Origin of the sequence: Halomonas sp. PAMB 3232 (genome assembly GCF_031954225.1) — a bacterium.
Taxonomy (GTDB): Bacteria; Pseudomonadota; Gammaproteobacteria; order Pseudomonadales; family Halomonadaceae; genus Vreelandella.
Map to the genome: position 1 here is coordinate 2,554,933 of NZ_CP134865.1, position 21,542 is coordinate 2,576,474.

At 62.6% G+C, this 21,542-nt stretch carries 18 protein-coding genes; 12 read left to right on the plus strand and 6 right to left on the minus strand.

Annotated elements, in window-relative coordinates:
- Positions 1–47: 47 nt before the first annotated feature.
- Positions 48–701 carry an outer membrane lipoprotein chaperone LolA gene (gene lolA / locus RN346_RS11735; protein WP_263586638.1) on the minus strand — a complete coding sequence of 218 codons (654 nt, stop codon included), beginning with the start codon at positions 699–701 and terminating at the stop codon, positions 48–50.
- A 164-nt stretch (positions 702–865) separates the two neighbouring features.
- Positions 866–4,396, minus strand: coding sequence for a DNA translocase FtsK 4TM domain-containing protein (locus RN346_RS11740; protein ID WP_311961204.1), 3,531 nt, complete (start codon positions 4,394–4,396; stop codon positions 866–868).
- A 174-nt stretch (positions 4,397–4,570) separates the two neighbouring features.
- On the opposite strand from RN346_RS11740, the gene aat reads away from it, so the two are divergent.
- The 3 genes from aat (at position 4,571) to infA (ending at position 6,512) form a co-directional block, all read left to right on the plus strand.
- On the plus strand, positions 4,571–5,302 hold the full coding sequence (gene aat / locus RN346_RS11745; protein WP_311961205.1) for a leucyl/phenylalanyl-tRNA--protein transferase: 732 nt from the start codon (positions 4,571–4,573) through the stop codon (positions 5,300–5,302).
- Positions 5,303–5,331: 29 nt separating this feature from the next.
- Positions 5,332–6,066 carry an arginyltransferase gene (locus tag RN346_RS11750; protein ID WP_311961206.1) on the plus strand — a complete coding sequence of 245 codons (735 nt, stop codon included), beginning with the start codon at positions 5,332–5,334 and terminating at the stop codon, positions 6,064–6,066.
- 227 nt (positions 6,067–6,293) lie between these two features.
- Positions 6,294–6,512: a translation initiation factor IF-1 gene (gene infA / locus RN346_RS11755; protein WP_007111068.1), complete on the plus strand. Its 219-nt coding sequence runs from the start codon at positions 6,294–6,296 to the stop codon at positions 6,510–6,512.
- Positions 6,513–6,667: 155 nt separating this feature from the next.
- Here infA and clpA read toward each other — a convergent pair whose 3' ends face one another.
- From clpA to RN346_RS11770, 3 genes are all read right to left on the minus strand, one after another.
- A complete protein-coding gene (gene clpA, locus RN346_RS11760) occupies positions 6,668–8,944 on the minus strand; it encodes an ATP-dependent Clp protease ATP-binding subunit ClpA (protein WP_263586635.1) in 2,277 nt (758 codons plus the stop codon).
- Between the two features lie 171 nt (positions 8,945–9,115).
- Positions 9,116–9,439 (minus strand): ATP-dependent Clp protease adapter ClpS, encoded by a 324-nt coding sequence (gene clpS, locus RN346_RS11765; RefSeq protein WP_263586634.1) that lies wholly within the window; start codon positions 9,437–9,439, stop codon positions 9,116–9,118.
- 215 nt (positions 9,440–9,654) lie between these two features.
- Positions 9,655–11,889, minus strand: a complete 2,235-nt coding sequence (locus tag RN346_RS11770; protein ID WP_311961207.1) for an NADP-dependent isocitrate dehydrogenase — start codon at positions 11,887–11,889, stop codon at positions 9,655–9,657.
- Positions 11,890–12,109: 220 nt separating this feature from the next.
- Here RN346_RS11770 and RN346_RS11775 point away from each other — a divergent pair, with 220 nt between their 5' ends.
- The 8 genes from RN346_RS11775 (at position 12,110) to RN346_RS11810 (ending at position 20,437) form a co-directional block, all read left to right on the plus strand.
- Positions 12,110–12,760, plus strand: a complete 651-nt coding sequence (locus RN346_RS11775) for a pseudouridine synthase (protein ID WP_263586632.1) — start codon at positions 12,110–12,112, stop codon at positions 12,758–12,760.
- Entirely contained in the window at positions 12,757–13,194 is a 438-nt protein-coding gene (locus RN346_RS11780) for an NUDIX domain-containing protein (RefSeq protein ID WP_311961208.1), read from the plus strand. The genes RN346_RS11775 and RN346_RS11780 overlap by 4 nt, the downstream gene beginning before the upstream one ends.
- 223 nt (positions 13,195–13,417) lie before the next feature.
- The gene (gene mnmA / locus RN346_RS11785) at positions 13,418–14,497 is read left to right on the plus strand and encodes a tRNA 2-thiouridine(34) synthase MnmA (RefSeq protein ID WP_311962714.1); all 1,080 of its coding nucleotides are present in this window, start codon (positions 13,418–13,420) and stop codon (positions 14,495–14,497) included.
- Positions 14,494–15,135 carry a high frequency lysogenization protein HflD gene (gene hflD, locus RN346_RS11790; protein WP_311961209.1) on the plus strand — a complete coding sequence of 214 codons (642 nt, stop codon included), beginning with the start codon at positions 14,494–14,496 and terminating at the stop codon, positions 15,133–15,135. The genes mnmA and hflD overlap by 4 nt, the downstream gene beginning before the upstream one ends.
- Positions 15,136–15,179: 44 nt before the next feature.
- A complete protein-coding gene (gene purB, locus RN346_RS11795) occupies positions 15,180–16,565 on the plus strand; it encodes an adenylosuccinate lyase (protein ID WP_311961210.1) in 1,386 nt (461 codons plus the stop codon).
- A gap of 39 nt (positions 16,566–16,604) precedes the next feature.
- The gene (locus tag RN346_RS11800) at positions 16,605–17,780 is read left to right on the plus strand and encodes a cupin domain-containing protein (RefSeq protein WP_311958337.1); all 1,176 of its coding nucleotides are present in this window, start codon (positions 16,605–16,607) and stop codon (positions 17,778–17,780) included.
- 246 nt (positions 17,781–18,026) lie between these two features.
- Positions 18,027–19,622 carry an isocitrate lyase gene (locus RN346_RS11805; RefSeq protein ID WP_311961211.1) on the plus strand — a complete coding sequence of 532 codons (1,596 nt, stop codon included), beginning with the start codon at positions 18,027–18,029 and terminating at the stop codon, positions 19,620–19,622.
- Positions 19,623–19,969: 347 nt separating this feature from the next.
- A complete protein-coding gene (locus RN346_RS11810; protein ID WP_263586625.1) occupies positions 19,970–20,437 on the plus strand; it encodes a glycine zipper 2TM domain-containing protein in 468 nt (155 codons plus the stop codon).
- Positions 20,438–20,541: 104 nt separating this feature from the next.
- Here RN346_RS11810 and RN346_RS11815 read toward each other — a convergent pair whose 3' ends face one another.
- Entirely contained in the window at positions 20,542–20,823 is a 282-nt protein-coding gene (locus tag RN346_RS11815) for a hypothetical protein (RefSeq protein WP_263586624.1), read from the minus strand.
- 181 nt (positions 20,824–21,004) lie between these two features.
- Here RN346_RS11815 and RN346_RS11820 point away from each other — a divergent pair, with 181 nt between their 5' ends.
- The gene (locus RN346_RS11820; protein ID WP_252106700.1) at positions 21,005–21,487 is read left to right on the plus strand and encodes a peptidylprolyl isomerase; all 483 of its coding nucleotides are present in this window, start codon (positions 21,005–21,007) and stop codon (positions 21,485–21,487) included.
- The last annotated feature ends 55 nt before the right edge of the window (positions 21,488–21,542 follow it).

Here is a 21,542-nt window from a genome sequence, read left to right on the forward strand (position 1 = left end):
CGCCGGCTTTGAGCCCCGGTCAGCACCGGGGCCAAGGCCGCCTTCTCCTAGTAGGTTTCGCGAATAACGTCGGTGCCTTCGGGAATCTCGAAATCGAAAAGGCTGCGGTCGACACGTCCGTTTTGCACGATATCGTCGAAGGTGATCAGCGTGCGCTGGCCGGTGCTGTCGGTCATCATCAGCTCGCTCAGGGTCTCGCCTTCGAACACCATGGAGAGCTCTTCGAACAGCGTCTCGTTGGAGGTCGGCACGAGCGTGAACACGTCTTCGCTGCCTTCCTGGGCGTAGAAGACGTCGAAGTTCTCAGTCAGATCATAGGCGCTCCCCGAGAGCAGCAGCGCCGGGGTGTGGGAGACACGGTTGTCCATTGCCTGCACCGTGACCTGCTCCAGATCCGGGTCATAGAGATAGACTTCGCTTCCGTCGGACACCACTACCTGAGCGTACGGGGCTTCGACTTCCCAGCGCAGCATGCCTGGGCGGGATAGCCACATTTCACCGCGCGCATCCTGCAGGCGCTCACCGCCGCTGCCGCTGATCATCTGCTCAAACGATGCCTGATAGCTCTCCAGCGGCTCGAGACGTTCAGAGAGACGCTCGGCGGCCTCGTTGGCAAACGCCATCGGTGCTGCGAAGGTCAAACCCAGTGCGCTGGCCGTCAGCGCCAGCGAAGAACCGCGCCGTGTGTCTTGATCGCTCATTACCTTACTCCCCAGGCAGTGTTGCCAAATGGCGGCACGCGCGTGCCGCAACGGTTTTGATATTTGGACAGGAACATCCCTGTGTCCACACTCAGACGCTCATCGCGCCCCGGGGTTTCACCGGTGGCGCGACTTTCACGCTTGTTGCACGATTGATGCCTCACTTATTGGCCCACCGGCGGCGGGGCCAGCACTTCGCGGGCACCGTTGGAGCCCATCGTCGACACCACGCCGGCGCCTTCCATCGCCTCGACCAGCCGCGCAGCGCGGTTGTAGCCGATCTTGAAGCGGCGCTGCACCGCGGAGATCGACGCCTTGCGGGTCTCGGTGACGAACTGCACGGCCTCGTCGTAAAGCGCGTCCTGCTCGGCGTCGTCCCCATCGCCGCCTTCGGCTTCGAGCCCGGCCAGCGCATCCGCGGAAACGCCGCCGGAGAGGATTTCATCGATGTACTCCGGCTCGCCGCGGCGCTTCCAATCCTCGACCACACGGTGCACCTCGTCATCGTCGACGAAGGCCCCGTGAACGCGGTTGGGTGGCCCGGAACCGGCGGGCAGGTAAAGCATGTCGCCGTGGCCCAGCAGGCTCTCGGCGCCGCCCTGATCGAGAATCGTGCGCGAGTCGATACGCGAGGAGACCTGAAACGCCATGCGCGAGGGAATGTTCGCCTTGATCAGGCCGGTCACCACGTCCACCGACGGGCGCTGGGTAGCGAGAATCAGGTGAATACCCGCGGCGCGGGCCTTCTGCGCCAGACGCGCGATCAGCTCCTCGACCTTCTTGCCAACGATCATGAACATGTCGGCGAACTCGTCGATCACCACCACGATATAAGGCAGCTTTTCGAGCACCGGCGGCGTCTGGTGCATCTCCCAGGGCTGCGGCTCCCAAAGCGGGTCCGCGACCTGAGCGCCGGCGCGCTCGGCTTCATCCAGGCGCGCGTTGAAGCCGGCGATGTTGCGCACGCCCATCGCGGCCATCAACTTGTAGCGCCGCTCCATTTCGGCCACGCACCAGCGCAAGCTGTTGGCGGCCTCTTTCATGTCGGTGACCACCGGCGCCAACAGGTGCGGGATGCCGTCATACACCGAAAGCTCGAGCATCTTGGGGTCGACCATGATCAGCTTGAGCTCGTCCGGCGTGGCTTTTAACAGCATCGAGATCAGCATGGCGTTCACACCTACCGATTTACCCGAGCCGGTGGTACCAGCGACCAGCAGGTGGGGCATCTTGCCAAGATTCGCCACGACGGGACCGCCGCCAATATCCTGGCCCAGCGCCATGGTGAGCGGCGAGCTCTCCTGCTGGTAGCGGTCGGAGTCGATCACCTCGCGCAGGCGAATCATCGCCCGGTGTGGGTTGGGGATTTCGATACCCACCGTGGGTCGACCGGGGATCACCTCGACCACGCGCACGCTCTTGACCATCAACGAGCGCGCCAGATCCTTGGCCAGATTGCTGATCTTGGAGACCTTCACGCCAGGTGCGGGTTTGATCTCGAAGCGCGTGATGACCGGGCCGGGCCAGGTGTCGACCACGTCCGCCTTCACGCCGTAATCGCGCAGGCGCACCTCGAGCAGCTCGGCCATGTCACTAAGCTGCTCTTCGGTGTAGTTGGGCTGATGCGGCTCCGGCGGCGTAAGTAGCTGGTAGCTTGGCACCTCGCCTTCGGGCTCGTCTTCGGTTTCGAACGCCGGGCGCTGATTCTGTAGATGCTCGACGGTCCAGAGCGTGGGCCCGGTATCCGGCTCCGGCGCGGCGCGCTCCTGGGTGAACGTCGGCTCCTGACGCGCTTCCCGCGGCGCGACCGAGGCTGGGGCCGGTGCAGGCGTTGTAGTGGTAGCCGGCGCCGGGGTCGGCGCATACGCGGGCTCGATCTCTTCGTCGTCTTCCCACACCGGCTCGGGCACGACTTCCGGCACCCTGCGGGGCGGCTCGGGCGCGCTGGCGCTCAGCGGCTCGCGCGGCTGGGCGCTCCACGGCTGAGGCGACACGTCGTCATCGATAAGCGCGTCGTCGGACGCGTCATCCTCCTGGGGCTCGTCGATGAAAAAACGATTGGGCGGCACGGGCTCTTCATCGCGCCTTGACGCGCGAAGCGACAGCGGAACTTCATCGCTGTCGGACGGCGTGCTCCAGGGCGCCGGCTCAACGGGCGCTTCCTGCTCGGCAGGGGCCGGGCCAAAGGCCGCAGGCGCCGGCCGCGGCTCGGGCTCGGGCTCGGGCTCGGGCTCGGGCTCGGGCTCGGGCTCGGGCTCGGGCTCGGGCTCGGGCTCGGGCTCGGGCTCGGAAGTAGGCTCCTCAACTCGAGAGGGTGCCGCAAACACGTTGGACACCGGCGCTGTTTCTTCCGGTACTTGCACCGGCGTGGCCGACGTCGGCGCTTCGGTGTTCTCGGCCTCGAGCGGTGTTTGGGCGCGTGCGGACATCGGCTCGCTGGGCGCAGCGTCTACCGGGCGCGACGCCATCGGTGCGTCATCGAGCGGCGCGTGTTCGAGGCGGGTATCTTCGCGCGGCGTCTGCTCGGCGGGCGCTTCTTCAACGGGAGGCACTTGCGTTGCCGGCGTCTCGTCGGTTGAAGCGCTTGCCGTCTGCGTCGCGTCGTCTTCTGCCAACGCCTCGGCATTAGAGGCTGAGAGCGTGGGCTCGGCGCGGGCGGGTTTTACCGCCGCCGGCTTGCTCGGGGCGGGCTCGGCGGCAGGCGGCTGCTCGCTGGGAGCCGGCGGCGCGTAGTGATGGGCCGCAGCCTCCCAGGGAATCGAGGTATCGGTGGTTTCGCTTTGATCGAAGGCGGCCATGCGCGGCTCGCGGCGGCTGCCTTCGCGGGCCCGGGGAGCGGCGTCCGCACTGGCCGCCGCGCTCGTCTCAAAGCGCGCCGCCTCGGCCTCCTGCTGCTCACGCGCTTCTCTCTCCTGGCGGTTGCGCTCCTTGAACTTGCGTGCTGCCTCTTTGGAGGCGGCCTTGATCGAGGCGCGCTCTTCACGCTTTTGCTTGCTTTTGGCGCGGCGATCGCGCCAGCCGGCGCCCAGACGACAAAAGCGTTTGCCGAGCTCGTCGGCCACGTTCAGCCAGGAGAGGCCGGTAAACAGCGGAAAGCCGATCAAAATGAGCGCGGCGGCGATCAGGCCCACCCCGCCACTTCCCACCAGCGGGCGCAGCGTGCCGACCAGGCCCTCGCCCAGAATACCGCCGGAGGCGTAGGGCAAAATGCTGTCGGGGTGATAAAAGTGCAGCGCGCCGAGCATGGTGGTGCCGAACATCAACAGCACAAGCCCCCCGGCATGCACCGCAATGGCGACCGGGTCGATCTCGAAGCGCACCTGGCGTGAGCGCATCAGCCACCAGGCGGCGAAGCCGAACATGCCGGGCCACCACAAGGCGCTTGCCCCCAAAAGTGAATAGAGCACGTCGGCAAGCCAGGCACCCACCGGGCCCATCCAGTTGTGCACGTCGGTTTCCGGCCCCTGGTAGGACCAGCCCGGGTCTTCCGGCTGGTAGCTGAACAGGGCCAGCAATAAAAAGACGCACAGCGCCAGCAGCACCACGACGACGCCTTCGCGCATCGAGCCCTGAAGGCGCAGGCCGAAACGCCGCGCCTTATCCCTGGCGGCCTTGACCCGAGTGGACTGGGCCGACGTCGATGGTCGACGCGAACCGCCCTGCGTTCGCTTGTCTACCGTCTTGTTTACTTTCAAGCGATTCTCCCTTTACACCTGGTGGCGTCGTTAATCGACTTGCGAGTTTGCATCATACCGAGCATCCTTTCGCCATCACAGCGCTTGTCGCTTCGAGTTGGCGTTCAAACGCACTCGCGGCGTTTTTTCGAGACGATCACCAAGGCTGTTTCCAAAGGCGACAAGGAGTCCTTCATGCTGCCCTGGCTTTCATCGCCACTACCCGCCTTTCCGGAGACCGCCAGCGCGCTCGACACGCCCAACGGCCTGCTCGCCGCCGGCGGCGCGCTGACCCCTCGCTGGCTCATCGAGGCTTACCGCCGCGGGGTCTTCCCCTGGTACAGCGACGGCGACCCGATCCTTTGGTGGAGCCCCGACCCGCGAATGGTACTGGCGCCTTCGCAGTTCAAACTGCGGCGAAGCCTTTCCAAGCGCCTGCGCAATGGTGGCTTTCGCGTGACGCTGAATCAACACTTCGATGCCGTGATCGACGCCTGCGCCGCGCCCCGCCAGGGCGAGCCAGACACCTGGATCAACCCGGACATGCGCGCGGCCTATTGCCATCTTCACAGCCTGGGCATTGCGTACAGCGTCGAGGTCCACCAGGACGACGAACTCGTCGGCGGGCTTTACGGACTGGCCATGGGGCCGGTATTTTTCGGCGAGTCGATGTTTTCGAAAGCGCCGGATGCTTCCAAGGTGGCATTGGCGCACCTGGCGCGCGCCATGGCGGACAACGGCGGCGCGCTGATCGACTGTCAGATGCATACGCCACACCTGGAGCGTTTGGGTGCCGCCCCCATCGCCCGCGCGACGTTCGTGAGCTATCTTGAACAGTGGCTGCCGGAAAACGCGTTCGACCTGACCGGTCACCACCCGGTCGTTCCGGCTTCGCCCTGGCTCAACGCCGTACCCGCCGCCTATTGACGCGAGGGTCAACACTCAAGGAGATAGCCGTGAGCAGCAGCGCCTCCCGCGGCCCGGTCCGCGATCTACGCTTTTTTCTGACCGTGCCCCACGCCTGCAGTTACCTGCCGGATCAAAAAGCGACGACGCTGTTTCTGGACCCCAAGGAAGCTCCCTCCCACGGCGTGTACGATGCGCTTTCGCTGCTGGGCTTTCGCCGCAGCGGCCGGCACCTGTATCGGCCTCACTGTGAAGGCTGCCAGGCGTGCCAGTCGGTGCGCATTCCCGTCGCGCAGTTCGAACCCAATCGGACCCAGCGCAAAATCGCCAAACGTAATGCCGATGTCACGACGCGCGTCGTGGCCGCCCATTACCATAACGCCCACTATGCGCTCTACGCCCACTACATACGCGCGCGTCACAGCGACGGCGACATGTACCCGCCAAGCCAGGAGCAGTATCGCACCTTTTTGACCCTCGACCAGCCCTACGCCAACCTGATGGAGCTTTACCTGGAAGAACGGCTGATCGGTGTCGCCGCGTTCGATCGCCTCGAGCACGGTCTCTCGGCGATCTACACGTTCTTCGCCGTGGATGAGGAACTCGACCGGCGCTCACTGGGAACGCTTGCGATCCTGAAGCTGATCGAGCTTTGCCAGCAGCAGGACTTGTGCCACCTGTATCTGGGCTACTGGATCGAGGAGTGCCGGAAAATGCGCTACAAGCAGGCGTTTTCTCCGCTCGAGGTGTTGGAAGGGCGCCGCTGGCGCGCGCTCATTCGCTAAAACGGCGCGCTTTTTTGCCTTGACGCCAGCCTTGCGGCACAATATAGCGCTGCTTACCAAGCCCTTGTAAACGATTTTGCCAGTTGACTCGTATTGGCCGACGGCTGTATCGGGCAACCCTGGTTTTGGTAAACCTGGTTTTGACAAGCAAAGTTCTTGGCCACCACAGTGCCAGCGAATCTGTTAAACTGGCAACGACGATATTAAATAAGTGAGGATTTGCCTATATGGCACGCGAAGACCATATTGAAATGGAAGGCGTCATTGTCGATACCCTTCCCAACACCATGTTTCGTGTCGAGCTCGAAAACGGCCACGTGGTGACCGCCCACATTTCGGGCAAGATGCGCAAGAATTACATCCGCATTCTGACCGGTGACAAGGTCAAGGTAGAGCTGACCCCTTACGACCTTTCCAAGGGCCGCATCGTTTACCGTTCGCGCTAAACACCCAACGCTTTCGTGCTTATTTGAACTGGCGTAACCGCCCCCTTCGTTACGCGCACGAGCACGAGCGTTTCTCCTCTTTTACGGCGCCTCAAAATGACAACGCCCCGTCAATGACAGGGCGCTGTACGCGGTTGAATCTTACGCGTTGACCGTTACGGGGCGTCGGCCATTTCAGCTTCGGTCGAAAGCGAAAGCTCCCCTTCTTCCAGACTGACGTGCACCGTACCGCCATGCTCGGCCAGCTCGCCGAAGAGAATCATCTCGGCCAGCGGCTTTTTCAGTTTCTCCTGAATCAGGCGAGCCATCGGGCGTGCGCCCATATCCGGGTCGTAGCCCTTGTCCGCCAGCCAGTCGCGGGCCGAGTCGTCCACGTCGAGCTGTACGCGCTTCTCGTCGAGCTGCGCCTGAAGCTCGATCAGGAACTTGTCGACCACATTGCGCACCACGGTCATCGGCAGCGCGCTGAACTGAATGATACCGTCCAAACGGTTGCGGAACTCCGGTGAGAACGTGCGGCGGATGACTTCCATCGCGTCCGTGGTGTGATCCTGAGTCTGGAAACCGATCGAGCGGCGCGATGCCTGTTCGGCACCGGCGTTGGAGGTCATGATCAGAATGACGTGGCGGAAGTCCGCCTCGCGGCCGTTGTTATCGGTCAGGCGGCCATGATCCATCACCTGCAGCAGCAGGTTGAAGACTTCCGGGTGTGCCTTTTCGATTTCGTCGAGCAGCAACACGCAGTGCGGCTGTTTATTGACCGCCTCGGTCAACAGGCCGCCCTGATCGTAGCCGACGTACCCGGGCGGCGCGCCGATCAGGCGTGACACCGTGTGGCGCTCCATGTACTCGGACATGTCAAAGCGCACCAGATCGATCCCCATGATGTGCGAGAGCTGCTTGGCGACTTCGGTCTTGCCCACACCGGTGGGGCCGGCGAACAGGAAGCTGCCCACCGGCTTGTCCGGCGCCTTGAGCCCGGCGCGGGAGAGCTTGATGGCCGCCGCCAACGAGTCGATCGCCTCGTCCTGCCCGAACACCAGCATCTTGAGGTCGCGGTCGAGCTTTTCGAGCAGCTTGCGATCGGAGCTGGAGACGCTCTTCGGCGGGATCCGCGCGATGGACGCCACCACGGCCTCGACCTGCTCGACATCGATGGTGTCGACCCGCATCTCAGAGGGCAGCATGCGCTGATGCGCCCCCGCCTCATCGATCACGTCGATCGCCTTGTCCGGCAGATGGCGATCATTGATGTAGCGATCCGCCAGACGCGCGGCGCTCTCGAGCGCCCCGTCGGTGTACTTGAGCTCGTGATGCTCTTCAAAGCGCGAACGCAGCCCCTTGAGGATCTTGATGGTGTCGTCCACCGAGGGCGCCGGCACGTCGACCTTTTGGAAACGCCGGGCAAGCGCGCGGTCCTTCTCGAAGATACCGCGAAACTCCTGGAACGTGGTCGAACCGATGCAGCGAAGCTCACCGGAGGAGAGGAGCGGCTTCAACAGGTTCGAGGCGTCCATCACGCCGCCAGAGGCGGCACCTGCACCAATCACGGTATGAATCTCATCGATGAAGAGAATCGAATTGGGCTGCTTTTTGAGCTCACTCAAAAGGCTTTTCAAGCGCTTTTCGAAATCGCCGCGGTACTTGGTACCAGCGAGCAGCGCGCCCATATCGAGGGAGTAGACCACGGCGTCGGCGATGACGTCCGGCACGTCCTCTTCGACGATGCGCTTGGCCAGGCCTTCGGCGATCGCGGTCTTGCCCACGCCGGCTTCACCGACCAGAAGCGGGTTGTTCTTGCGTCGGCGCGCCAGAATCTGAACCACGCGCTCGAGCTCATGATCGCGCCCGATCAGTGGGTCGATCTTGCCCAGACGCGCCTGCTCGTTGAGGTTGGTGGCGTAGCCGGTCAGAGGGTGTGCGCCGCCTTCGGCACTGGCTTCTTCCACATCGTCACCCTCCTGCTGAGAAGATGTATTCGACGAATTGTGACCGGATACCTTGGAAATACCGTGGGCGATGTAGTTGACGGCGTCGACCCGCGCCACGTTTTGCTGTTTCAGGAAGTAGACGGCCTGGCTCTCCTGCTCGGAAAAGATGGCCACGAGCACGTTGGCGCCGCTGACTTCGCTTTTACCCGATGACTGTACGTGAAAAACCGCGCGCTGAAGCACGCGTTGAAAGCCAAGCGTGGGCTGGGTTTCGCGCTCGCTCTGACCTTCGGGAATCAGTGGCGTGGTCGAATTGATGAAATCCTGCAGATCGGACCGCAGCTTGTCGAGATTGGCCCCGCACGCTTTGAGCACATCGACGGCGGACGCGTTATCCAGAAGCGCTAAAAGCAGGTGCTCGACGGTCATAAACTCGTGGCGCTTTGAGCGAGCCACGGTAAAGGCCGTGTTCAGGGTCAGTTCAAGTTCTTTGCTCAGCATGGCAGTCCCCTTTTCGCTACTCCCCGGGGCGTATTCACCCGGGACTTGCGTCGGATCAGTTTAATCGACCGGCACTTTCAACATCGGGTACAAATGCCCCGCTTGCAAGCCCCACTGCCACTTTTTTTCAACGTTTACCGGCGCGCTTTCGCGCGTTCTCCGGCGCTTGTCTCAGTCGGCAGCTTCGATGTCGCTCATGAGCGGATGCTCGCATTCGCGGGCGTATTCGTTGACCTGATGGCTTTTCGTCTCCGCGATGTCGCGAGTGAAAATACCGCAGGTACCTTTGCCCTGGGTGTGCACGGCCAGCATGATCTCCACGGCCTTTTCGTTATCCATGTTGAAAAAGCCCTGGAGTATTTCGATGACGAACTCCATCGGCGTGTAGTCGTCGTTGTGCAGCACTACTTTATACAGCGGCGGCTGGGCGAGTTCGGGCTCTGACGTCTGTACGTCCAGGTCGTCGTCGTGCTCGGTCGATGCCGAGCATGTCATGCCTGACACCAAAGCATTCAGGCAAGGATTCTCAAGATTGGGCATAAAGCGTTGCGTATCGTCTCTGTGCTGACAGGCGAAGATGTGGCAAGCAGGCTTGCTATAAGACGCCCATGCTCAGCAAGGGTTCATGGAAAAGACAAAATTATCACACTGGGTCATACAAAAAACCCCCGCCCGCCGAGCGGACGAGGGTATGTACCTCCAGGCGGGCGTTAGCCCTTGGCGACCAGCGCCAGCGCCTCGTTGAAGGTCTGGCTCGGACGCATGGCCTTGCTTGCAAGCTCACGGTCTGGGTGGAAGTAGCCCTTGAGCTCGACCGGCTTGCCTTGGGCGCCGTTGAGTTCGTCCATGATGGTGGACTCGTTGTCGCGCAGGGTTTTGGCAAGCTCGGTGAAAAGCTTCTTCAGCTCGGCGTCCTGGTCCTGGGCGGCGAGCGCCTCGGCCCAGTACAGCGCCAGATAGAAGTGGCTGCCGCGGTTGTCGATTTCGCCGGTCTTGCGCGACGGCGACTTGTTGCTGTCCAAAAACTTGCCGTTGGCTTCATCCAGCGCGCTTGCCAGCACCGTGGCGCGCTGGTTGTCGAAGGTAGAGCCCAGGTGCTCGAGCGAGGCGGCCAGCGCCAGAAACTCGCCGAGCGAGTCCCAGCGCAGATGATTCTCTTCGACCAGCTGCTCGACGTGCTTCGGCGCCGAGCCGCCAGCGCCGGTTTCGAACAGGCCGCCGCCGTTCATCAGCGGTACGATCGAGAGCATCTTGGCGCTGGTGCCAAGCTCCATGATCGGGAACAGATCGGTCAGGTAGTCGCGCAGCACGTTGCCGGTGACCGAGATGGTGTCCTCGCCGCGGCGAATGCGCTCGAGCGACAGCGCCATCGCCTCGACCGGTGCCAGAATGCGAATATCCAGACCGTTAGTGTCGTGCTCCTTGAGGTAGGTCTCGACCTTTTCGATCAGCTTGGCGTCATGGGCGCGGTTGGCGTCGAGCCAGAAAATCGCCGGCGAGCCGCTTTCGCGCGCGCGGTTGACTGCAAGCTTGACCCAGTCCTTGATCGGCGCGTCCTTGGTCTGGCACATGCGCCAGATATCGCCGGCTTCCACGTCGTGGCTGAACAGCGTCTGGCCACTTTCGTCAGTCACCACCACGGTGCCATCCGCCGGGATGTGGAAGGTCTTGTCGTGGGAGCCGTACTCTTCGGCTTTCTGCGCCATCAGGCCAACGTTGGGTACGCTGCCCATGGTGGTCGGATCGAAGGCGCCGTTTTTCTTGCAGTCCTCGATCACGCTCTGGTAGATCGTGGCGTAGCAGCGATCCGGAATCACCGCCTTGGCGTCCTGCAGCTCGTCATTGGCGTTCCACATCTTGCCGGAATCGCGAATCATGGCGGGCATGGAGGCGTCGATGATCACATCCGACGGTACGTGCAGGTTGGTGATACCCTTGTGCGAGTTGACCATCGCCATCGGCGGGCGCTCCTTGTAGAGCGCGTCGATGTCGGATTTGATCGCCTCACTCTGCTCGGAAGGCAGCTTCTCGATCGAGCTGTAAAGATCGCCCAGACCAGAAGCCGGGTTGAAGCCGGCGAGCTTGAGTGCATCGGCGTGCTTGTCGAGCACGTCCTTGTAGAACTCCTCGACCACGATGCCGAACATGATCGGGTCGGATACCTTCATCATGGTGGCTTTCAGGTGCAGCGAGAAAAGGATACCGCGCTTTTTGGCATCCTTGATTTCGCTGTCGATGAAGTTACGCAGCTTACGGCTGCTCATGAAGGCGGCATCGACCACTTCGCCCTCCTTCACCGAAAGCCCGTCTTTCAACACGGTGCGGGTGCCGTCTTTCTGCTTGAGCTCGATCTTGAGCGTGCCGGCGGATTCGATGATCGCGGACTGCTCGCTGCCGTAGAAGTCGCCTTCCGACATGTGCGCCACGTGGGAGTCGGACTCCTTGCTCCACTCGCCCATGCGGTGCGGGTACTTGCGCGCGTAGTTCTTGACCGACTTGGGCGCGCGACGATCCGAGTTGCCCTCGCGCAGCACCGGGTTTACCGCGCTGCCCTTGGCCTTGTCATAGGCCGCCTTGATGGCCTTCTCTTCGTCGTTTTGCGGCTCGTCCGGGTAGTTCGGAAGATCGAAGCCCTGGCCCTGCAGCTCCTTGATGGTCGCTTTCAGCTGCGGACCGGAGGCGCTGATGTTTGGCAGCTTGATGATGTTGGCTTGTGGAGTGGTGGCAAGCGTACCGAGCTCGGCCAGGTCGTCACTGACGCGCTGCTCGTCGCTCAAACGATCGGGAAACTGCGCCAGCACGCGGGCCGCCAGAGAGATATCGCGGGTTTCGACGACGATACCCGCCGAGTCGGTAAACGCATCGACAATCGGTAACAGCGAATACGTTGCAAGCGCGGGGGCTTCATCGGTGAGCGTGTAGATGATCTTCGGCGTTTCGGACATTGTGCGTTAACCTCGTTTCTCACGGTGACTAAAAATTTCCGGGCGGCTCGATGGTGCGGGCCAGGATCAAGCCTGGCGCTTGGCCACGAATCAAAGCGTTTCATGCAAGCGACGCCATGACGATAGTGTCATCATAACGTTTAGTATTTGTGTAATTCAGCGCTGCACTTTACTCCTTTATGCGATTGTCGACAAATTCACCCCGCTTCAAGAGAGCCCGATGAGCACGCTCTATCTTCTGCACAAGCCCTATAAAATGCTGTCCCAGTTCACCGATAGTGAGGGGCGCGCGACACTCTCCGACGTGATCGACGTCCCCAACGTCTACGCCGCGGGGCGGCTGGACTACGACTCCGAAGGGCTGCTGCTGCTGTGCGACGACGGCGCGCTCATCCACCAGATCACCCATCCGCGCCACAAGCAACCCAAGACCTACTGGGTTCAGCTCGAAGGCGAGATCGACGACGAGGCACTCGCCGCGCTCAAGGCCGGCGTGACGCTAAAGGATGGCCCGACCCGCCCAGCCAAGGCCCGGCGCATCACCACCCCAGCGGTGGGATCGCGCGTCCCGCCCATCGAGCCCAAACGCCATCCAAACACCAGCTGGATCGAGCTGACCATCACCGAGGGGCGAAACCGCCAGGTGAGGCGCATGACCGCCCACGTCGGCTTTCCCACGCTGCGCCTGATTCGCGCGGCCATCGGCCACTGGCGCCTCGACGACCTGGCCCCTGGGCAGTGGCGTACCGAAACCCTGCACGCGCCGCAAAAACCCGCTGCCAGAGGCGGTAAACAGAGCCCGAACAAGAAGCCACGCCAGGGCCAAACGCCTCGCGCGGGTCAGAAACCAGGTCGAGGGCCACGCTCATGAAACGCATCCACACCACCGCGGCCTGTGTGATCGAGCGCGACGGGCGCTATCTGATGGTCGAGGAGGAGCGCGGCGGCCCGCACACGCTTTTCAATCAGCCGGCCGGTCACATCGAGCCCGACGAAGGCCCGATGGCGGCGATTTTGCGCGAGGTCGAGGAAGAGACGGCCTGGCGAGTGCGCCTGAGCCACTATCTTGGCCTCGAGGTGTTCCACACCCCGGAGAAGACCTTTCATAGCCACGGCTTCATCGCCACGCCTGAGGTATGGCTTGCCACGCCGCTGGACCCTGACATCCTCGCCACTCACTGGCTAACCTTCGATGAAGTCAGACAGCTTGCGACCAACGAGCGGGTGCGAAGCCCGCTGGTGATCAAGCGTCTCGAGGCCGCCCGCGCCGGGCGCGTTTACCCCCTGGCCATCATCAGCGAGTGATGCCGCGACTGCCCGTATGACGCGGTGGGAAGCCGGCGTTTTACTCGGCGCCCTTTGACTCGAAGGCCAGCCCCCGCATCGTGTATAATCGCGGCCAACTGCATATCACTTGACGAGGATGGCAATGACATCCACACAGAACGCTTCCACTCCGGGCGCCGGAGTGCCGGCCACCGGAGCGCCGGCCGCCGGGTCGCCGGCCGCCGGCAAGGTGATCGTCGGCATGTCCGGCGGCGTCGACTCGTCGGTCTCGGCGCTTTTGCTGTTGCAGCAGGGCTATGAGGTCGAAGGCCTGTTCATGAAGAACTGGGACGAGGACGATGGCACCGAGTACTGCACCGCGAAGGAGGACCTGGCCGACGCTCAGGCCGTGTGCGACAAACTCGGTATCAAGCTGCATACCGCCAACTTCGCCGCGGAGTACTGGGACAACGTGTTCGAGCACTTTCTCGAGGAGTACAAGGCCGGACGCACGCCGAATCCGGACATCCTGTGCAACCGGGAAATCAAGTTCAAGGTGTTCCTCGACTACGCCGAAATGCTCGGCGCCGAGCTGATCGCCACCGGCCACTACGTGCGCCGCGGCGAGCGCGGCGGCCGTGCGCGGCTTCTGAAGGGGCTCGATACCAACAAGGATCAGAGCTACTTTCTGCACGCCGTACCCGAAGCCGCCATCGCCAGAACGCTCTTCCCCGTAGGCGAGCTCGAAAAGCCTGCGGTGCGCGCACTTGCCGAAGAGTTCGATCTCATCACGGCGAAGAAGAAGGACTCCACCGGTATCTGCTTTATCGGTGAGCGCCGCTTCAAGGACTTCCTGCAGCAGTACCTGCCCGCCCAGCCAGGCAAAATCGAAACCCTCAGTGGTGATGTCATCGGCGATCACATGGGCTTGATGTACTACACCCTGGGCCAGCGTCAGGGCTTGGGGATCGGGGGGTTGGCCAACTACTCCGAGGACCCTTGGTACGTGGCAGGCAAGGATCTCGAGCGCAACGTGCTCCAGGTCGTCCAGGGCAAAACCGACGAGCACCTTTATACCAACGCGCTCTGTACCGAGGCGATGGACTGGGTCGCCGGTCAAGCGCCGGTCGCCGAGGGCCGCTTCACCGCGAAAACGCGCTACCGCCAAAGCGACTGCCCCTGCGCCGTTCGCAGCCGCCCCGATGGCAGCGTCGAGGTCGTTTTCGACGACCCGCAGTGGGCAGTCACCCCGGGCCAGTCGCTGGTGCTCTACGACGGGGACGTTTGCCTGGGGGGCGGTGTGATCAGCGCGACCTGGAACGTTGCCGAGGTCGCCGCATGAGCTCGACCACACCGATTCATCGCGCGCCGGACTCTCCCTCGGCGCGCCAGACGCTGGCGCTGGCCGGCGTTTTTCAGGCGGCGAGTCTGGTCGACGAGCTGGCCCGCACCGGGCAGGTCGACACCCGCGCCTGGGAGACGTTGATCAACGCCACGCTCGACACCAATCCGGCCAGCTTCGAGGCAATCTACGGCGGTCACCCCAACAATCTGCGCCGCGGCCTCGAGACACTCGAGGCGCTTTCCGGGCGCAAGCAGGCCAACCCGGTGGTGCTGCGCTACGGCTTCTCCATGCTGATGCTGATGAACAAGCTGCGCAGCGACACCGCGATGATGGACGCCCTGGGCGAAAAGCTCGCCCACGCCCAGCATCAGGCGGAGCACTTCGGCCCGACCCACGAAAACGTGATCGCAAGCCTGGGCGAAGCCTACCAGCAGACGCTTTCGACGTTCAAAACGCGCATCGTCGTTCAGGGCGACCCGTCGCTTTTACAGACCCGCATGATGCCCGAGCGCGTACGAGCATGCCTGATGAGCGGCATTCGCTTTGCGCTCTTGTGGCACCAGCAGGGTGGGCGGCGCTGGAAGCTGGTGTTTCAGCGCAAGGCGCTGCGTCGCGCCCTCGATAGTTTCAATTAGGCCTTTGGCCCTCACGATCCCCCGTTATTTTTGGAAATCTTGCCATGCAACTCACCGCTTTGACCGCCCTCTCCCCCGTCGATGGCCGCTACGCCGACAAGGCTGCCGCGCTCAGGGAACACTTCAGCGAATTCGGCCTGATCCGCGCCCGCGTGATCGTCGAGGTGCGCTGGCTGCAGCGCCTGGCCGAACACGAGGGCATCGCCGAGGTCAGCCCGCTCTCGAGTGAAGCCACCGCGTTTCTTGAAACGCTGATCCGCGAGTTCTCGGTGGCGGACGCCGAGCGGATCAAGGAGATCGAGCGCACCACCAACCACGACGTCAAGGCGGTCGAGTACTTCCTCAAGGAGAAGATCGAGGGCAACGCGGAGCTTCACGCGGTGACCGAGTTCATTCACTTCGCCTGCACCAGTGAAGACATCAACAACCTCTCCTACGGCGTCATGCTCCTCGACGGCCTGAACGCCATGCTGCCGACGCTGCATCAGGTGGCCGACGAGATCGCCAAGCTCGCCATCGCCCACGCCGGCGAGCCGATGCTCTCGCGCACCCACGGCCAGACCGCAAGCCCGACGACCCTGGGCAAGGAGATGGCCAACGTCGCCTATCGCTTGAAGCGTCAGCTCAAGCAGATCGAGGCCGTCGAGGTGCTGGGCAAGATCAACGGCGCGGTGGGTAACTACAACGCGCATCTGACGACCTACCCGGAAATCGACTGGGAAGCCAACGCGCGCACGTTCGTCGAAGGGCTGGGGCTTCGCTTCAACCCCTACACCACCCAGATCGAGCCGCACGACTACATCGCCGAGCTGTTCGACGCGATCGCCCGCTTCAACACCATTCTGATCGACTTCGACCGCGACGTCTGGGGCTACATTTCGCTTGGCTACTTCAAGCAGCGCACCGTGGAAGGCGAAATCGGCTCCTCCACCATGCCGCACAAGGTCAACCCGATCGACTTCGAGAACTCCGAGGGCAACCTGGGCTTGGCCAACGCGGTGCTCAACCACCTGGCCCAGAAGCTTCCGATCTCGCGCTGGCAGCGTGATTTGACCGACTCCACGGTGCTTCGAAACCTCGGCGTGGGTCTGGCCTACGCGCTGATTGGCTACCACGCGAGCCTCAAGGGCATCGGCAAGCTCGAGGCCAACCCGACGCGCCTGGCCGAGGATCTGGACAACAGCTGGGAAGTGCTCGCCGAGCCGATCCAGACCGTCATGCGCCGTTACGGGATCGAAAAGCCCTACGAAAAGCTCAAGGAGCTGACCCGCGGCAAGCGTATCGACCAGGCAGGCTTTGCCGCGTTCATCGACACGCTGGAACTACCCGCCGAGGTCAAACAGGAGCTGAAGGCGCTGTCGCCGGCAAGCTACATCGGCAACGCCCGTGCCCAGGCGCAAGCGCTGCCCGAGCGCCTGGATGCGCTGTAAGGCGCGCCGCTCAACCACCCGTTCACCAAGGATATCGCCATGAGCCACCGCAACGAGCCGCTGACCCTGCTGGGCGATCTGACGCCCGACGAGTTTTTGAAAAACTACTGGCAGCAGAAGCCGCTGCTGATTCGTGGTGCGATCCCGGATTTCGTCAGCCCCCTGGATCCGGACGAGCTGGCAGGCCTTGCCTGCGAGCCGGGCGTCGAGGCGCGGCTGGTCGAGGAGAACGGCCCCGACGGGCCCTGGCAGGTGAGCGCCGGGCCCTTCGATGACGCCACCTTCGAGCGCCTGCCGGCAAGCCACTGGAGCCTGCTGGTTCAGGCGGTGGATCACTACGTACCCGGCGTTGCCGCGCTGATGAAGGAGTTCGACTTTCTGCCCGGCTGGCGTCTGGACGACATCATGGTGAGCTACGCCCCGCCCGGCGGAAGCGTCGGTCCCCACGTCGACCAGTACGACGTGTTCCTGCTCCAGGGGCGCGGCCAGCGCCGCTGGCAGCTGGGTGGGCCGCAGCCGGACGACGCGCCGATCATCCAGGGCATCGATCTCAAGATTCTCGAGACCTTCGACATCGAGCCGGACTCCGACTGGACGCTGAACCCGGGCGACATGCTCTACCTGCCGCCGGGCTGGGCGCACCACGGCGTAAGCCAGACCGACAACTGCATGACGTATTCGGTCGGCTTTCGCGCGCTCTCTGCGGACGAGGCGATCACCTCTTTCGCCGACTATCTGGGCGAGCAGCTGCCCGGCTCGAAACGCTACAGCGACGCCGGCATGGCGCCTGTGGAGCATACCGGCGAACTCGACGACGCCGCCATCGAGCGGATGCGCCATTTCATCCTCTCGACGCTGGACCAGCCCAAAGAGCTCGCCCAGTGGTTCGGCCGGGCGATGACTCAACCAAAGTATATGGACCAGGTCATGCCGCTGGAGGAGCCGCTTGACGAAGAGGACCTTGTCGCGCAACTACACGCCGGCGAGCCACTTTTCCACATGCCCGGCTCGCGCATCGCCTGGCGCACCGAGGCCGGGGTGACCACGCTATTCGCCGACGGCGACGGCCTGCCCTGTACCGAGCCCTTGGCGCGGCGCATCGCGGACCCGGCCCCGCTGTACGCCGATGTTCTCGAGCTCGACGGCGCCGCGGCGGTGCTCACCTACCTGGTCAACGCGGGTAGCCTTGCCTTCATGGATGACGACGACGAGTAGCGTCGATTTCAAAACCGTCACGCTCAAAGCGCCGCCTCCCAGCGGCGCTTTTTTTATGGTTGGTGAAAAAAAACGACCCAGTCGCGCCGTTCGCGTAATGCCGTGTCGTTTAACTACGACGACGTCTGCCCCGAAGTGTCAATTGCTGCGCTGCACCACCTTGTCGATAGTAAAGACACACCCGCCCCGACTGGCGCGGGAAACGCGGCCCAGGGGCCGACTGCGAACATGACCGGAGAGTGCGACATGACAGGACTTCTCGACGACATCAAGGCAATGGCTCAACTCAAGGAAGCCCAGGGCGGCAAGTGGAACGCCATCAAGCCCGAGTACGCCGCGCGAATGCGTGCCCAGAACCGCTTTCATACAGGGCTCGACATCGCCCGCTACACCGCGTCCATCATGCGCGCCGACATGGCGGCGTTCGATCAGGACCACGCCCAGTACACCCAATCGCTGGGCTGCTGGCACGGCTTCATCGGCCAGCAGAAGATGATCGCGATCAAGAAGCACTTCGGCTCCACCAAACGCCGCTATCTGTACCTGTCCGGCTGGATGGTCGCTGCACTGCGCTCCGAGTTTGGGCCGCTGCCGGATCAGTCGATGCACGAAAAGACCTCCGTGGCCGCGCTGATCGAGGAGCTCTACACCTTTTTGAAGCAGGCCGACGCCTGGGAGCTCAACCACCTGTTTCGCCGGCTCGACGACGCCAAAGCGGCCGATGATCGCGGTCAAATCGAAACGCTGACCCGCCAGATCGACGAGCACGAAACCCACATCGTGCCGATCATCGCCGATATCGATGCCGGCTTTGGCAACGCCGAGGCCACCTACCTGCTGGCGAAGAAGTTCATCCTCGCTGGCGCCTGCTGTATCCAGCTGGAAAACCAGGTCTCCGACGAGAAGCAGTGTGGCCATCAGGATGGCAAGGTCACCGTGCCCCACGAGGATTTCCTCGCCAAGATCAACGCCGTTCGCTACGCGTTTTTGGAACTTGGGGTGGACGATGGCTTGATCGTTGCCCGCACCGACTCGCTCGGCGCAGGCCTGACGCAAAAGATCGCCGTGACCCACGCACCCAATGATCTGGGCGATCGGTACAACGCCTTTCTCGACGGCGAGGAGATCGCGAGCGCCGAGGAGATCCAGAACGGCGACGTGGTCATCAAACAAAACGGCAAGCTGGTCAAACCCAAGCGCCTGGCCTCAGGGCTTTACCAGTTCAAGCCCGGCAGCGGCGAGGATCGCGTGGTGCTCGACTGCATCACCAGCCTGCAAAACGGCGCCGATCTTCTGTGGATCGAAACCGAGAAGCCCCACGTTGGCCAGATCGCAGCCATGGTCGACCGTATCCGCGAGGTGGTGCCGGACGCCAAGCTCGTCTACAACAACTCGCCGTCGTTCAACTGGACGCTCAACTTCCGCCAGCAGGTGTTCGACGCCTGGCAGAAAGAGGGCAAGGACGTATCGGCCTATGAGCGCGACAAGCTGATGAGCGCCGAGTATGACGCCACCGAGCTTGGCAGGCTTGCCGACGACTGGACCCGCGACTTCCAGCGCAGTGCCGCGAAGGACGCCCACGTGTTCCACCACCTGATCACCCTGCCCACCTACCACACGGCGGCGCTCTCCACCGACAATCTGGCGAAGGGCTACTTCGGCGAGGAAGGCATGCTCGCCTACGTGGCCGGCGTCCAGCGCCAGGAGATTCGCCAGGGGATCGCCACGGTCAAGCATCAGGACATGGCCGGCTCGAACATCGGCGACGACCACAAGGAGTTCTTCCACGGCGACGCGGCGCTCAAGGCCGGAGGCAAGGACAACACCATGAATCAGTTCTAAGGCGCTTACCCAGCGGCGCGCTCGCCCCCACCCACGGCGCGCCGCTTTCGTTCAAGCCCCTTGTACAGCTCTTGCACAAAACGCCGGCGTTAACTAAAGTCTCAACGCGTCGCCGCGCTCGAAGCGTCGTGTCGAACGTATGAGGTTCGCCGCCCGCGTGCACGGCCTCTGCACACTGTTTGCTCGATTTGGCCACTCAAGCGCCAAATGTGACCTTTTTAAAGTTCAGTGACCTTTTTGACCCTTGGGTAGTCAAAGCGTTTAACTTTGGTTATTTTTAACGAACAGCGTTTGATAACCGTGACACTCAAAGCAGCCGCTCGCGCTGAGAGAACTGGAGGTTTTACATGAAACGACTTTTACCCGTTGCCGCCCTGAGTCTTTTGACCCTGGCCGGCTGTGCGAACACCGCCCCCTACTCCGGCGACGTCTACCGCGGTAACCAGGCCCAGACCGGCCAGAGCGTGAGCTACGGCACCATTGTCGCCATTCGCCCGGTTCAGATTCAGGCCGACAGCCGTGCGGGAGGCCTTCTGGGCACCGGTGGCGGCGCCATCATCGGTGGCCTTCTGGGTAGCCAGGTCGGTGGCGGTAGCGGCCGTCAATTGGCGACCGTCGCGGGTGCGCTGGGGGGCTCCGTGGCCGGCAGCTCCATCGAGGATCGCGCCAACCGCGTCAGGGCGCTGGAAATGGAAATTCGCCGCGATGATGGCAGCGATGTCGTGGTAGTTCAGCGCGCCGACCGCCAATTCCAGGCCGGCCAGCGAGTGCGCCTGATCGGTAGCGGTGGCAATCTGAGCGTGGCGCCCTATTAAGCGCTTCTCCAGCGTATGTACTGAACAGCAAAAGCCCGGCCAATGGCCGGGCTTTTAGCATGGACGCTTGAATCCTGCGCCGGAATCGATGTGACGTGCCGAGATTAGTGCGACAGACCGCTCGCCCAGTTGGCGAGCTTCACCACGGCCAAACCGATCAGCGCGAGCAAGATGGCGACCAGCAGGATCTCGACCGGGTTGATCAGCGCGGTCGCACCCAGCACGGCCAGCGCGATGATCCAGACGTAGCGGCTCTCGCCACGGCTTTTCAAGGCGGCAGGCAGTACCTTATCCAGCCCTTCACTGACGCCGTTGTCCCACCCCTTGTAGGCGAAATAGGCAATCAGAACAAAGGCAATAACCCATAAAATCATGACGGTGGTCATAAAAGCTCCCGGAAAAACGGTTTGAAGAAGCGCGAAAAAGTGAGGCTTAGAGTATCGCCGGGCTGTTTGACACGCAATACCGATCATTGTTCGAGAGGTCGAAAAACCGCTTCGCGCCCCCTGACAAGCGGGCTCACACACGTTACCATTATGGTACATGCACTCACCGAAAGGTTATTCAATGCAAATTGCGCAGAACTCGGTTGTCGCGTTCCACTACACCCTGACCAACGATGCAGGTGAAGTGCTAGACAGTTCTGAAGGCCGCGAGCCGCTGACCTATCTGCACGGCGCTGGCAACATCATTCCGGGCCTCGAAAAAGAGCTCGAAGGTCGTAATGAAGGCGAGAAGCTGAACGTCAAGGTAACTCCGGAAGAAGGTTATGGCGAAGTTCAAGAGCAGCTGATGCAGGAAGTGCCGCGTGATGCCTTCCAGGGCGTCGAAAGCGTCGAGCCGGGCATGCAGTTCCAGGCCCAGACCGAAGGCGGCCCGCTGATGGTCACCGTCAAGCAGGTCGAGGGTGACACGGTCGTTGTCGACGGCAACCACCCGCTGGCCGGCCAGCACCTGAACTTCGACGTTGAAATCGCCAACGTCCGCGAAGCAAGCCAGGAAGAAGTCGAGCACGGTCATGTACACGGCGAAGGCGGCGTCGAGCACTAAGCTCTTCCCACCTGACTCGACAGTGTAAAGGGCGGCCCTCGGGCCGCCCTTTTTG

What these genes read in the sequence shown, in the direction of transcription:
- lolA (WP_263586638.1), bottom strand. Translation starts at nt 701, where the DNA reads ATGAGCGATCAAGACACACGGCGCGGTTCTTCGCTGGCGCTGACGGCC.
- aat (WP_311961205.1), top strand. Translation starts at nt 4,571, where the DNA reads ATGCTGCCCTGGCTTTCATCGCCACTACCCGCCTTTCCGGAGACCGCC.
- infA (WP_007111068.1), top strand. Translation starts at nt 6,294, where the DNA reads ATGGCACGCGAAGACCATATTGAAATGGAAGGCGTCATTGTCGATACC.
- clpA (WP_263586635.1), bottom strand. Translation starts at nt 8,944, where the DNA reads ATGCTGAGCAAAGAACTTGAACTGACCCTGAACACGGCCTTTACCGTG.
- clpS (WP_263586634.1), bottom strand. Translation starts at nt 9,439, where the DNA reads ATGACATGCTCGGCATCGACCGAGCACGACGACGACCTGGACGTACAG.
- RN346_RS11770 (WP_311961207.1), bottom strand. Translation starts at nt 11,889, where the DNA reads ATGTCCGAAACGCCGAAGATCATCTACACGCTCACCGATGAAGCCCCC.
- RN346_RS11775 (WP_263586632.1), top strand. Translation starts at nt 12,110, where the DNA reads ATGAGCACGCTCTATCTTCTGCACAAGCCCTATAAAATGCTGTCCCAG.
- RN346_RS11780 (WP_311961208.1), top strand. Translation starts at nt 12,757, where the DNA reads ATGAAACGCATCCACACCACCGCGGCCTGTGTGATCGAGCGCGACGGG.
- mnmA (WP_311962714.1), top strand. Translation starts at nt 13,418, where the DNA reads ATGTCCGGCGGCGTCGACTCGTCGGTCTCGGCGCTTTTGCTGTTGCAG.
- hflD (WP_311961209.1), top strand. Translation starts at nt 14,494, where the DNA reads ATGAGCTCGACCACACCGATTCATCGCGCGCCGGACTCTCCCTCGGCG.
- purB (WP_311961210.1), top strand. Translation starts at nt 15,180, where the DNA reads ATGCAACTCACCGCTTTGACCGCCCTCTCCCCCGTCGATGGCCGCTAC.
- RN346_RS11800 (WP_311958337.1), top strand. Translation starts at nt 16,605, where the DNA reads ATGAGCCACCGCAACGAGCCGCTGACCCTGCTGGGCGATCTGACGCCC.
- RN346_RS11805 (WP_311961211.1), top strand. Translation starts at nt 18,027, where the DNA reads ATGACAGGACTTCTCGACGACATCAAGGCAATGGCTCAACTCAAGGAA.
- RN346_RS11810 (WP_263586625.1), top strand. Translation starts at nt 19,970, where the DNA reads ATGAAACGACTTTTACCCGTTGCCGCCCTGAGTCTTTTGACCCTGGCC.
- RN346_RS11815 (WP_263586624.1), bottom strand. Translation starts at nt 20,823, where the DNA reads ATGACCACCGTCATGATTTTATGGGTTATTGCCTTTGTTCTGATTGCC.
- RN346_RS11820 (WP_252106700.1), top strand. Translation starts at nt 21,005, where the DNA reads ATGCAAATTGCGCAGAACTCGGTTGTCGCGTTCCACTACACCCTGACC.